This is a genomic window from Aeromonas sp. SrichE-2G, from assembly GCF_017939565.1.
GTDB classification, from domain to species: Bacteria; Pseudomonadota; Gammaproteobacteria; order Enterobacterales; family Aeromonadaceae; genus Aeromonas; species Aeromonas taiwanensis.
This window is the reverse complement of sequence record NZ_JAGKRG010000004.1, coordinates 415,402-428,372: the sequence shown is the minus strand read 5'-3', so window position 1 is coordinate 428,372 and position 12,971 is coordinate 415,402. Positions and strand designations below refer to the sequence as shown.

The following is a 12,971-nucleotide window of genomic DNA, read 5'->3' as shown; positions in this document are numbered from 1 at the left end:
AGGGCGTTGGATGACACAACTACAAGGGTGAAAAACCTGACCAACATTGAGGGCCGGTATCCAAGCATGGGATCCGGTGCTCCATTCCAAAACCATGGAAGACCAATAAGAAAGGAAAAAATATGCTTGCCAAAGTATCCAAAATCGCTACCTCGGTCATGCTGGGGACTCTGCTTGCCGGTGCCACCGGCGCTGCCATGGCCGCCGACAACAAGACGGTGCTGACCCTGGTTGCCCAGCAGGAAACCGCATGGGTCAAAAACTTCAACCCCTTCCTGCAGGCGGGTCTGCTGCACACCACCCGTCACTTCATCTATGAGCCCCTGGTGATCTTCAACGATATGCAGGGTGGCAAACCCGTCTATCGCCTGGCCACCAACTACGCGTTCAGCGATGATCTGACATCCGTCACCTTCGACCTCCGTGAAGGGGTCAAGTGGTCTGACGGCGAAGGCTTCGACGCCGATGACGTGCTCTTCTCCTTCAACCTGGTCAAGGCCAACAAGGCGCTGGATGAGCGCTCCATCTGGACCCAGGTGAAGAATGTCGAGAAGCTGGGCCAGTACAAGGTCAAGTTCGATCTGGCCGCCGTCAACACCAACGTGGTGAACGACATCGTACTGGTGCCCATCGTGCCCGAGCACCAGTGGAAGTCGGTAAAAGACCCGGTTGCCTTCACCAACGACAAGCCGGTCGGGACCGGTCCCTTCACCGAAGTGGACAACTTCTCCGCCCAGCTCTATACCCAGTGCCGCAACCCGCACTACTGGGACAACGCCAACCTCGCCATCGACTGCCTGCGCATGCCGCAGATGGCCACCAACGATCAGGTGCTGGCCGCCGTGATGAAGGGTGACGTGGACTGGTTCGGTTCCTTCGTGCCGGACATCGAGCGTCTCTATGTCGGCAACGATCCCAAGAACAACAAATACTGGTTCCCCGCCTCCGGCACAGTGGCGTTCAACGTCAACTTCCAGAGCAAGAACCCGGGCAACAACGAGGCCTTCAACGACATCAACTTCCGCCGCGCCTTCTCCATGGCCATGGACCGTCAGTCCATGGTGGACATCGCGGGCTACGGCTACCCGACCGTCAACGAGTACCCGTCGGGCCTGGGCAAGGCATTCGCCTCCTGGGACAACCCGGACGTCGAGAAGAAATACGGCAAATACAACAAGTTCGACCTGGAAGGGGCCAAGGCCCTGCTGAAGGAAGCGGGCTACAAGGACTGTGACGGCGACAAGTTCCTCGACACCCCGAGCTGCAAGAAGATCGAGTTCAAGGTGCTGGTACCGAACGGCTGGACCGACTGGGTCAACACCGTCCAGATCGGCGTGGAAGGCCTGCAGGCCCTGGGCCTGAATGCCAAGACCGCCACCCCAGAAGCCACCGTCTGGACCGAGTCCCTGATCACCGGTGATTTCGACGTCGCCCTGCAGGGGTACTTTGCCGGTGCCAACCCGCACAAGTACTTCGAGACCGCCTTCCACTCCCGCAACATGGGTGAGCGCGGCAACCGCTTCGCGGCGCCCCGCTACAAGGATCCCGAGCTCGACAAGCTTATCGACGACTTCACCCAGACCGCCGATGCGGCCAAGCAGAAGGAGATCATGTTCGCCATCCAGGAGCGTGTCGGGGCCAACCAGACCATCATCCCGGTGTTCAACAACCCGACCTGGTACGAATACAGCACCAAGCGCTTCAATGGCTGGTTCAGTGCCGACAACCCGGTCGCCAAGCCGCAGGTACACCCGGACACCCCGGAACGTCTGCTGCACGTGCTGTCACTCAAGCCAAACAGCTAATCACCCCGGCCCCCTGCGGGGGGCCCTCTTCCCCGCCATGTCTTTCATCCCCCGCACTCGCCGGGGTTGGGGGAGCTTTGCCCGGCGCGGGGCAGGCTTGCAGTAAAAGGTATCACCATGGGATTTATACTTAGACGCTTCTCCTTCTATCTGGTCGCCTTCCTGGTGGCCGCCACCATCAACTTCCTGTTGCCCAGAGCCATGCCGGGGGATCCCGTCTCCGTCATGTTTGCCCGGGCCGGCGCCATGATGGAGCCCGCCGCGCTGGAGGCCCTCAAGGCCACCTTCGGCTTCGTGGACGGCCCCATCGGCACCCAGTTTCTCGCCTATGTGAAGAGTGTCTTCACCTGGGACCTCGGCACCTCGGTGCGCTACTACCCCCAACCGGTCGCCGACGTGCTCGGACGCGCCATCGGCTGGACCCTGTTCCTGGTGGGTACCTCCACCATACTGAGCTTCTCCATCGGCTCCATCGTCGGCATCTTCGCCGCCTGGTACCGGGGCGGGCGCATGGACAGCATCCTCTCCCCGCTCACCCTGGTGATGCAGGCCATCCCTCCCGTGGTGGTCTCCCTGCTCGCCCTCTTCCTGTTCGGGGTGAGCCTCGGCTGGCTGCCCATCGGCTACGCCTACAGCCCTGAAATAAAGGCCGATTTCGGCTGGGAGCACATCAAGAGCATCCTGCTGCACGCCATCATGCCGGTGGGCACCCTGGCCATCGTCCAGGTGGGGGGCTTCCTCATCACCATGCGCAACAACATGATCAACCTGCTGGGCGAGGATTACATCACCATGGCCAAGGCCAAGGGGCTCTCCAGCAACCGGGTGATCTTCAACTACGGCGCCCGCAACGCCGTGCTGCCCAGCGTCACCGCCCTCTCCATGGCACTCGGTTTCGTCATCGGCGGCTCCCTCATCACCGAGGTGATCTTCAACTATCCCGGCCTGGGACTGACTCTCTACCAGGGCATCCTGGCCCGTGACTATCCCCTCATCCAGGGGCAACTGCTCATCATGACCATCACCATGCTCAGCTTCAACTTCCTGGCCGACGTGCTCTACGTCTTCCTGGATCCCCGTCTGCGTACAGGAGGCAAATAAGATGCGTATGCCGACCATTCTCAAGATATTGCTGGGCAACAAGAAGGCTGCCTTCGGCCTCGCCATCGTCGTCACCTTCGTGCTGATGGCGCTGTTCGCCCCCCTGCTCGCCAGCAACGAGCCCACCAAGCGGGTGGCCCGCCCCCACCAGCCCCCCGGCGTGGAGCTGGTGATGGGGTCGAACCGCATGGGCCACGATCTCTGGTCCCAGTTCACCCACGGCGCCCGCATCTCCCTGCTGGTGGGCTTCGGGGCGGGTCTGCTGGTGTGCGCCCTGGCCATCACGGTGGGCATCACCGCTGGCTACTTCGGCGGTGTGGTGGACGAGTGCCTCACCTTCCTGATGAACGTGGTGCTGGTGATCCCCAACCTCCCCTTGCTACTGGTGCTGGCGAGCTTTATCGGGGAGGCGTCACCCATGGTGATCGCTCTCATCATCGGATTTACCTCCTGGGCCTATGGCGCCCGCGTCATCCGCGCCCAGACCCTGGCCCTGCGGGAGAAGGAGTTCGTCATCGCCGCCGAGGTGCTGGGTGAGCCGGCCTGGCGCATCATCCTGGTGGAGATACTGCCGAACCTCATCTCCATCATCGGCGTGAGCTTCATCGGCTCCATCATCTACGCCATCGTCACCGAGGCGACCCTGGAGTTCCTGGGTCTTGGCGACCCGACCGTGGTGAGCTGGGGCATCATGCTCTACAACGCCCAGACCTCGAGCGCCATCCTGGTGGGCGCCTGGTGGGAGATCCTGGCCCCCTGCTTCGCCATCGCCACCCTGGGCGCGGGTCTGGCCATGCTCAACTTCGCCATCGACGAGATAGCGAACCCGCAGCTGCGCTCCCACAAGGGGTTGAACCGCTGGAAGAAACTCAGTGCCCCTGCCCCGCTCAACGCTCAGGAGAAGACAGCATGATCCTGCAACAACCCCTGTTACAGCTGCGCACTCTCCATGAGAAGGGCCTGTGCCGCTGGAAGCAGCTCGCCGCCCCTGCACCAGTCACCGCTCAGGAGAAGACAGCATGACCCTGCAACAACCCCTGCTGTCGGTTCGCAATCTCTGCGTCGACTACATCACCGAAAACGGCGACGTGCGCGCCGTCAACTCGGTCAGTTTTGACATCATGCCGGGGGAGGTCTTCGGCCTCGCCGGCGAGTCGGGCTGCGGCAAGTCCACCGTCGCCTTCTCGGTGGCCAGGCTGCACAAGCCGCCCGCCTACATCAGCGGCGGCGAGATCCGCTTCAAGGGGGAGAACATCCTCTCCTTCGACGACGAGCGGCTGCGCAGCTACCGCTGGCGCCAGGCGAGCGTGGTGTTCCAGTCCGCCATGAATGCGCTCAATCCGGTGCTGCGCATGGAGGAGCAGTTCTGCGACGTGCTGCTGGCCCACAACCCGGGGCTGACCCGCTACGAGGCCATCAAGCGCGCGAAGGAGCTGCTGGAGATCGTCGACATCCACCCGAGCCGGCTCAAGGACTACCCGCACCAGTTCTCCGGCGGCATGCGCCAGCGACTGGTGATCGCCATCGCCATGGCGCTCAACCCCGAGCTCCTCATCATGGACGAGCCCACCACGGCGCTGGACGTGGTGGTGCAGCGGGAGATCCTGCAGAAGGTCTATGCGCTGAAAGAGAAGTTCAACTTCTCCATCCTCTTCATCACCCACGACCTCTCGCTCATGGTCGAGTTCTGCGATCGCATCGGCATCATGTACGCCGGCGAGCTGGTGGAGGTGGCGCCGGCCAAGGCGATCCTGACCGCGCCCCTGCATCCCTACACCAGGGGGCTTGGCAACTCCTTCCCGCCCCTGCACGGCCCGAAGACCGTGCTGGAAGGGATACCCGGCACCCCGCTCAACCTGCTGGAGGTGCCGGTCGGCTGCCGCTTCCAGGCCCGCTGCGCCAAGGTGCACGAGCGCTGCCGCCAGGAGTACACCGCCCTGACCGAAATCCGGCCCGGGCAACAGGCTGCCTGCCATCTCTATGAGGCAGCAGAGGAACAACAGGATCTTCCGATCCATCTGGACAAGGCCGCTGGCTGTTAAGGATGTCTGTCATGCAAATCGCCCACACCGACGCGCCCATCATCGAGGTCCAGCACCTCTACAAGGATTTCCCCGTCAACTCCAACGCCATCAAGAGCGGCAAGATGCGGGCGCTGTCCGACATCACCTTCAACCTGCACCGGGGCCGCGCCCTGGCGGTGGTGGGGGAATCGGGTTCCGGCAAGAGCACCATCGCCAAGATCATCGCCAAGATGTACAAGCTCTCCAACGGCCGCATCCTCTACCGTGGCCGGGATCTGGAAGAGTTCAACAAGGGCACCGCCCTGCTGGACTATCGCCAGAGCGTGCAGATGGTGTGGCAGGACCCGTTCGGTTCATTGAACCCGACCCACACCATCTACCACCACATCGCCCGCCCCCTGCTGCTGCACAGCAAGGTGAGCGACAAGCGGGATCTCTCCGACATGGTCTATGGCCTGCTGGAGAAGGTGGGGCTGACCCCCGCCAAGGCGACGGCGGCCAAGTACCCCCACCAGCTCTCCGGCGGCCAGCGCCAGCGGGTCAACATCGCCCGCAACCTGGCGGTGGAGGCCGAAGTGGTGCTGGCGGACGAACCCACCTCCATGCTCGACGTCTCCATTCGCATCGGCATCCTCAACCTGATGGAGCAGATGAAGAACGAGCTCGGCGTCTCCATGCTCTACATCACCCACGACATCGCCACCGCCCGCTACGTGGCGGAAGATCTCGCGGTCATGTACGTGGGGCACATGGTGGAGTGGGGAGAGGTGGACGAGATCCTGCACCACCCCCAGCACCCCTACACCCAGCTGCTCATCTCGGCGGTACCCGACCCCGAGAAGAGCATCCACACCGAGCTGGAAGGGGGGCGCAAGGGGGAGATCCCGCTCTGGACGCCGGAATCCCGCGGCTGCCCCTTCGCCGGGCGCTGCCACCAGGCCATGCCCCGCTGCAAGGAGAGCCTGCCGCCGGTGACCCGACTCGCCGACAACCACTTCGTGCGTTGCTACCTGCACGAGCAGGGATGAGCACGCTAGCGGCCGGAGGCAGCTCCGGCCGCGCCCCGCTATCTGTCTCACTCGCCACGGGTGAGCCACCGGAGTAATGCCTTGATGGAACTCTTGATCAACCAGGTGGGCTATGAGTGCGACGGGGAGAAGGTAGCCCTGCTGCAGACCGCCCCCGACCTCCCCCTTTGCGGCCATGTCAGGCTGCTGCGCCAGGAGGACGACCAGATCCTGCTGGAGGCACAGCTGCAACCCGCCGGCCGGGTCGACGGCTGGCAGGGCCGCGCCTACTGGCGCGCCGACCTGTCCGCCTGCCGGGAGCCAGGCCACTACCGGCTCGAGGCCGTCATCAGCATCGCCTCAGAGGCCGGCTCGCGCGAGCACCTCGTCCGCTCCGCCCCCTTTGCCATCGGCCGGGGGCTGCTGGCCGAGCGCTGCCTCTCCGACGTCATCCACTACTTCAAGGGCCAGCGTGCGAGCGGTGCCTTCGATCGGGCCGACCGCAACGCCCGCCTCGTTGGCACCGACCGGCGCCGGGATGTGCACGGCGGCTGGTTCGACGCCAGCGGCGATGTGAGCAAGTACCTGAGCCACCTCTCCTACGCCAACTACCTCAACCCCCAGCAGACCCCATTGGTGGTCTGGGCCCTGCTCAAGAGCCGCGAACTGCTGGCGACCCGCAGCGACATCGACGGCATCAACCTGTGCAAGCGGCTCAATGACGAGGGGTTGCACGGGGCGGATTTCCTCTGCCGGATGCAGGACGAGAGCGGTTTCTTCTACATGACCCTGTTCGACAAGTGGAGCAAGGATCCCGAGCAGCGGGAGCTGTGCGCCTACGCCACCCAGCAGGGGATCAAGTCCGCCAGCTGGCAGGCGGGCTTCCGGCAGGGGGGCGGCATGACCATCGCCGCCCTGGCCCGGGCCGCCCGCGAGAACCTCGGCGGCGACGTCGACACCGGCCACTACGCCGAGGCGGCCAGGCGCGGCTACCTGCACCTGCGCGAGCACAACCTCGCCTATCTGGATGACGGGGTCGAGAACATCATCGACGACTACTGCGCCCTGCTGGCGGCGGTCGAGCTGACCAAAGCATTGGGCCCCGAGTGGCTCGCCGAGGCACGGGATCGGGCCGGCCAGCTGTGCGCCCGCCAGCGCCCCCACCCCGAACTCGGCCACCATTGGGTCGCCAATGACGATGGCTCCCGCCCCTACTATCACGCCGCCGAGGCGGGCCTGCCGGTGCTGGCGCTGCTCGAATACCTGGGGGTGGAACCGGATCCGGCCCGCCAGGCCGCCGTCCAGACTGTGGTGGAGCAGGCCCTGGCCGCCGAGCTGGCGCTGTGCGCCCGGGCAGGCAACCCCTTCGCCCTCGCCCGCCAGTATGTGAAGGGGGTCGATGAAGCGCCTCGCATCAGCTTCTTCATGCCCCATCACAACGAGTCCGGTTACTGGTGGCAGGGGGAGAACGCCCGGCTGGCGTCGCTGGCGGCCATGGCCTTTGCCGCCGCGGCGCAGCTGCCGCACCAGAGCCGGTTGCTGCGCACCTTCGGCCAGCACCAGCTCGACTGGATCCTGGGACAGAACCCCTTCAACGCCTGCATGCTGGCGGGCCACGGCATCAACAACCCGAGTTACACCGCCGGCTATCCCAACGCCCTCGGGGGGATCTGCAACGGCATCACCGCCGGCTTCGATGACGAGGCCGATGTGGCCTTTATCCCGGAGGAGTACAAGGATCGACTGGACCAGAACTGGCGCTGGGGGGAGCAGTGGATCCCCCACGGCGCCTGGTTTGCCCTGGCCATCAGCTGGCAGAGCGCGCAAGGAGGCCACCATGGTTGAAAGCGGTTCGAACATCACTGGCACTGGGGAGAGCCGTGGCTCCTCCATACAGCCAGCCTGGTTTGCCCTGGCCATCAGCTGGCAGAGCGTACAGGGAGGTCAACATGATTGAGTTCTGGGTCGGCGTGGATGGCGGTGGCACCCACACCCGGGCCCGCATCCGGGATCGGGCGGGCAAACTGCTCGGGGAAGGGCGCGCCGCCGGCTCCAATCTGGAGCTCGGCATTCCCTTTGCCCACGGCAACGTGCTGACGGCCATCGCCAGCGCCCGGCAGGCGGCCGGACTTGATCAGGAGTGCGAACAGCAGATGGGAGTGGGCCTCGCCCTCGCCTCCGCCGAGCTCGCCGACTGCTATCACGCCCTGCTGGCCATGCCCTTCCCCTTCGCGAGCGTGCGGCTCACCTCCGATGCCTTCGGTGCCTGTCTGGGCGCCTTCGGCGGTGAGGAGGGTGCCATCCTCATCGCCGGCACCGGCTCGGCCGGGCTCATCTACCGGGATGGCCGGCTGCACACCTGTTCCGGGCGCGGCTTCCCCATCTCGGATCTCGGCAGCGGCGCCTGGCTGGGGCTTCGCGCCATCCAGCAGTCCCTGCTCTGTCACGATGGCATTCTGCCCCCCAGCGCCCTGGCGGTGCGACTGATGGATCACTTCAGGCGGGATCAGGCCGAGGTGGTACGCTGGGCCGCTCGCGCCCTGCCTGCCGACTACGGTCGCTTCGCCCCCTGGGTGTTCGATGCCGCCAGCGACGGGGACGAGCTTGCCAGCCAGCTGCTGGAGGAGACCTGCGCCCAGCTGCAAACCCTGCTGGCGGGGATGCAGCAGCAGGGCGCCCGGCAGATAGCCCTGCTGGGGGGAGTCGGCATGCGCCTCGCCCCTCGCCTTGCCCGTTTCAACCTGGTGACTCCCAAGGCCGATGCCCTTGACGGCGCCATCCTGTTTGCCCAATCAGAGGAATACCCATGTCTGCACCCCTGATCCATACCCAGGTCGATCACCGCGACGGTGAAGACGTCTGGTTCCGCTTCACCCTGAGCCAGCTTCCGACCAACCCGTGGAAGCTTCACTTCTGCCTCGCCCGCCACATCGATCCCCAGTCCATCGAAGGGGGGACCCTGGAGCGCCAGAGCGGCAGCTACAAGGTGCTGGTGCCCGAGGAGGGGGTCAGCGAGCTGCGTTTCTGCTGTCGCCACACCCCCATCAAGCGCCATTCCGATCTGCCCCAGGGCTTCTTCCTGAGCCTGGACGCCAAGGGGCAGTTGCTGCCCGTGACGCTGGCCGGTGAGGTGCTGGGCCTGCCGGTCCCGCCGCCCGCCGGCCCCGATCTGCCCGAGGTGGAGGCCGCCAACGGCATAGTGCCACACCCCGCCCATCTGATTTACACCGATGGCAACTTCCGGCTGGCGGAGCGGGCCCATGTCAGCGGCCCCGTTCCCCTCGCCCCCCTGCTCGCCCATTTCAACGAGCTGACGGGCCTCGCCCTGACCCAGGATCACGACGCCGAGATCCACCTCGTGGAGGCAGCGCTCACCCCCGAGGGGTACGAGCTCTCCATCACCACGGAGGGGATCACCATCCGGGCCGCCGGCGAGGCAGGCTGGCGCCACGGGCTGGTGAGCCTGGCCCAGTGGGCCCTGCAGCACGGCGAGAGCCTGCCCTGCCTCGAGCTGACGGACGAACCCCGTTTCGGTTTTCGCGGCATCTTCCTCGACTGTGCCCGCCACTTCCATCCCGTCGCCACCCTCAAGCGCCTGCTCAAACAGATGAGTCTCTACAAGTTCAACCGCTTCCACTGGCACCTGACCGATGACGAGGGCTGGCGCCTCGAGATCAAGGCCTTCCCCCAGCTGACCGAGGTGGCGGCCTGGCGCGGCCACGGCCTGGCCGTCGGGCCCCAGCTGAGCGGGGGCCCCGACCCTTACGGCGGCTACTACACCCAGAGCGAGGTGCGCGAACTGGTGACCTATGCCGCCGGGCTCGGCATCACCATAGTGCCGGAGATCGACATCCCGGGGCACTGCCACGCCGCCATCAAGGCGCTGCCAGGGCTGCTGGTGGAGGAAGCCGATCACTCCCGCTACCTCTCGGTACAATATTTCGATGACAACGTGCTCAACCCGGCGCTGCCCGGCACCTACCAGTTCCTGGAAGCCGTGATGGACGAGGTGTGCGAGCTCTTCCCGGGCTCTCAGATCCACATGGGGGGGGACGAGGTACCGACCGGTGTCTGGACCGACAGCCCCGCCTGCCGCCAGCTGATGGCCAAAGAGGGTTATCAGGATTGCCGCGAGCTGCAGGGCCACCTGCTGCGCCACTGCCAGCGGTACCTGGCCGCCAGGGGCAAGCAGATGCTGGGCTGGGAAGAGATACTGCACGGTGACAAGGTCAGCCGGGAGGCGGCCATCTGCGCCTGGACCAGCTTCCAGGCGGGGCTCGATGCCGCGGCGGCGGGCTATCCCGTGGTGATGGCCCCGGCCCAGTCCCTCTATCTGGACATGGCCTGGAATCAGGACATCCACGAACCCGGCCTCTACTGGGCGGGCACCCTCAATCTGGCACAGGTCTACGCCTGCGATCCCGCGCCAGCCGATTTCCATGCCAACGATAACATCCTGGGGGTGCTCAGCCCCTTGTGGTCGGAACTGATCACCTCTCGCGATCGTCTCGACTACATGTTGTTCCCGCGCCTGCTGGCCACCGCAGAGGTGGCGTGGAGCGATCCCGCCCGCAAGGAGTGGACGCACTTCGCCGCTCGCCTGCCCGGCCAGCTGCAGATCCTCGACACGTTGCAGGTGCGTTACCGGGTGCCACAAAGGTAGTGTTATCTTTCTCTTTTCGGCGACCTTTCGGTCGCCGTTTTTTTACCCTGCAACAACAAAAATCCAACCTAGCCCCTACTTTTTATCCGCCTTTGTTGGCAAAATGAGGCCCCCGATGAAGCCGGGCAAGGCGCCCCGCGCGAGGCTTCGGCTCATCCACAATAACAACCAGCCAGAAGATCGGAGCTTACCCCTATGGCCCGCAAACACGCACAGGTCGTGGACAGTGAAGTGGAGTTCCCCGCCGACGAACAACTCGTCTCCACCACTGACCTGCGCGGCGTCATCACCTACGCCAACCCCGCTTTCTGCCGCATCGCCGGCTACCATGTCGACGAGCTGGTCGGCCACAACCACAACCTGGTGCGCCACCCCGACATGCCCAAGGCCGCCTTCGCCGATCTCTGGGATCGCCTCAAGGAGGGCAACCCCTGGCGCGGTGTGGTCAAGAACCGTTGCAAGGATGGCCGTTACTACTGGGTCGACGCCTATGTCACCCCCATCTACGAGAACGGCAAGATAAGCGGCTACCAGTCGGTTCGCTGCAAGCCGGAGCCCGCCCTCAAGCAGGTGGCAAGCCAGACCTACCAGGCCCTGCTCAAGGCCGAACGGGGGGAGGCTCGCAAGCTCCCCTCCCTGCGCCCCTATCGCCCCCTGCTGCTGGGCTTGCCGCTGCTGGCGCTGTTTGGCTGGGCCGCCCTCACCCAGGGGGCCCTGACCGTGCTGCTGATGCTGCTGCCCCTGCTGGCCATTGCCGGCACCTACTGGCGCGAACTCATCGCCCTGCCCCGCTATCTCAGGCAGCTCGGCCAGCAATACGACAGCCTGACCCGGCTGGTCTATTCGGGGGATGAACCGGGGGCCATCGCCGACTTCCACCTCAAGATGCTGCAGGCCCGTATCCGCACCGTGCTGGGGCGGGTCAACGATGCCACCAACCCGCTGCAGGCCCTGGCGACCGACCTGCAGGACTCTTCCCACCGGGCCTTCCTCGACATCAATGAACAGGATGCCCAGACCCAGCAGATGGCCACCGCCATGACCCAGATGGCCAGCACGGCCCACGAAATAGCCCGCAACATCCAGGACACCAATGGCCAGGTGACCGAGGCCCGCAGCAGCTGCCAGAGCACGGTCGTGCAGCTGGATCAGACCCAGCTGCAGATGGCCCAGCTGGCGCAGCAGGCGGAGCAGGCCTTCCACTCCGCCGTCGAGCTGGCCAGCGAGTCGGAGCGCATCGGCAGCGTCATGGGGGAGATCCAGGGTATTGCCGAGCAGACCAACCTGCTGGCGCTGAACGCCGCCATCGAAGCGGCCCGGGCCGGCGAGCAGGGTCGCGGCTTCGCCGTGGTGGCGGACGAGGTGCGCACCCTCTCCACCCGCACCCATAAGGCGACCGAGCAGATCCAGGGCAGCATTCGCCAGATCCAGCACACCCTGGAACGCTGGCAGGGCATGATGCAGGACAACCTGGCCCAGACCCGGGAATGCGTCGAGATGACCCGCCAGGGATCAGGCAACCTGCACCTGGTCCTGGAGGAGATAGATCAGGTGACCGAGTTCTCCACCCAGATCGCCGCCGCCGCGGAGCAGCAGCAGGTGGTAGTGGAGGAGATCAGCCGCAACATCCACCAGATCTCCGAATACTCCCGCGCCAACAGCCAGAAGATCCGGGCGGTGGACGACTCCAGCCAGGAGCTCCTCAAGCGGGCAAGCGAGCTCAGGGGGCTGAGCCAGACCTTCGGCTGACGGATTGCAAGCCATATGACAGAAGCGCCACAATGGCGCTTCTGCTGTTTTGACGAGTCAACTTCATGAAAACGGAATCGCTCCCCCTGGACAAGGTGGCCCGCATCGAGGCCATCCTGGCCCTGATCCCGGCCGGTCGCGTGGTGAGCTATGGCCAGGTCGCCGATCTCGCCGGCCTGCCCGGACGGGCTCGCCTGGTGGGCAAGGTGCTGCGGGAAACGGACAAGACGCTGCCCTGGCATCGGGTGCTGGGGGCGGCGGGCACCATCTCGCTGCCCAAAGGGTCGGCGGGGTTTGACAGGCAAGCGGGGCTATTGCAGGAGGAGGGGGTGCCGGTGATCGGCGGCCGGGTCAGGATGCGGGAGTGGCAGTGGCAGCCCGACCTTGCCGAGCTGCTCTTTCTGCTCCCCTTCTAGGGGGCTCCCAGCCAGGGATCCCCCGAGGGGCTATTCATTGGCCAGAGGCCCCAGGATGTCGTCGCTGCGTACCTGCACCGGGATGGTTTCATCCTCCCGTTGCAGCAACACCAGCAGGCTCAGCCTGTCCACCTCCAGCACATAGGCGGTGCCTTCCCGCGTCAGGCAGGTCATGCCTGGCCGAATTTCATGTATCTCCATGACCA

Annotated in this window: 11 protein-coding genes; 10 read left to right on the top strand and 1 reads right to left on the bottom strand. The window is 65.1% G+C overall.

From position 1 onward, the window contains the following. Positions 1-122 precede the first annotated feature (122 nt). From J9885_RS04005 to J9885_RS03960, 10 genes are all read left to right on the top strand, one after another. Entirely contained in the window at positions 123-1,805 is a 1,683-nt protein-coding gene (locus J9885_RS04005; RefSeq protein ID WP_210548168.1) for an ABC transporter substrate-binding protein, read from the top strand. Positions 1,806-1,922: 117 nt separating this feature from the next. After that, positions 1,923-2,906, top strand: a complete 984-nt coding sequence (locus J9885_RS04000) for an ABC transporter permease (RefSeq protein WP_043762006.1) — start codon at positions 1,923-1,925, stop codon at positions 2,904-2,906. Position 2,907: 1 nt separating this feature from the next. Next, positions 2,908-3,819 (top strand): ABC transporter permease, encoded by a 912-nt coding sequence (locus J9885_RS03995; RefSeq protein WP_043762008.1) that lies wholly within the window; start codon positions 2,908-2,910, stop codon positions 3,817-3,819. A 106-nt stretch (positions 3,820-3,925) separates the two neighbouring features. Further along, complete coding sequence (locus J9885_RS03990) at positions 3,926-4,948, top strand: ABC transporter ATP-binding protein (protein ID WP_210548167.1); 1,023 nt, start codon at positions 3,926-3,928, stop codon at positions 4,946-4,948. 11 nt (positions 4,949-4,959) lie between these two features. Further along, positions 4,960-5,958, top strand: a complete 999-nt coding sequence (locus J9885_RS03985; RefSeq protein ID WP_043762010.1) for an ABC transporter ATP-binding protein — start codon at positions 4,960-4,962, stop codon at positions 5,956-5,958. 84 nt (positions 5,959-6,042) lie between these two features. Next, positions 6,043-7,782 (top strand): glycoside hydrolase family 9 protein, encoded by a 1,740-nt coding sequence (locus J9885_RS03980; RefSeq protein ID WP_210548166.1) that lies wholly within the window; start codon positions 6,043-6,045, stop codon positions 7,780-7,782. A 104-nt stretch (positions 7,783-7,886) separates the two neighbouring features. Beyond that, entirely contained in the window at positions 7,887-8,759 is an 873-nt protein-coding gene (locus J9885_RS03975; RefSeq protein WP_210548165.1) for a BadF/BadG/BcrA/BcrD ATPase family protein, read from the top strand. Continuing rightward, positions 8,744-10,600 carry a beta-N-acetylhexosaminidase gene (locus tag J9885_RS03970; protein ID WP_210548164.1) on the top strand — a complete coding sequence of 619 codons (1,857 nt, stop codon included), beginning with the start codon at positions 8,744-8,746 and terminating at the stop codon, positions 10,598-10,600. The genes J9885_RS03975 and J9885_RS03970 overlap by 16 nt, the downstream gene beginning before the upstream one ends. A 195-nt stretch (positions 10,601-10,795) precedes the next feature. Next, a complete protein-coding gene (locus J9885_RS03965; RefSeq protein ID WP_210548163.1) occupies positions 10,796-12,349 on the top strand; it encodes a PAS domain-containing methyl-accepting chemotaxis protein in 1,554 nt (517 codons plus the stop codon). Between the two features lie 65 nt (positions 12,350-12,414). Next, positions 12,415-12,765 (top strand): MGMT family protein, encoded by a 351-nt coding sequence (locus J9885_RS03960; protein WP_043762017.1) that lies wholly within the window; start codon positions 12,415-12,417, stop codon positions 12,763-12,765. Between the two features lie 30 nt (positions 12,766-12,795). On the opposite strand, the gene J9885_RS03955 is transcribed toward J9885_RS03960, so the two are convergent. After that, positions 12,796-12,966, bottom strand: a complete 171-nt coding sequence (locus tag J9885_RS03955) for a hypothetical protein (RefSeq protein ID WP_210548162.1) — start codon at positions 12,964-12,966, stop codon at positions 12,796-12,798. Positions 12,967-12,971 lie beyond the last annotated feature (5 nt).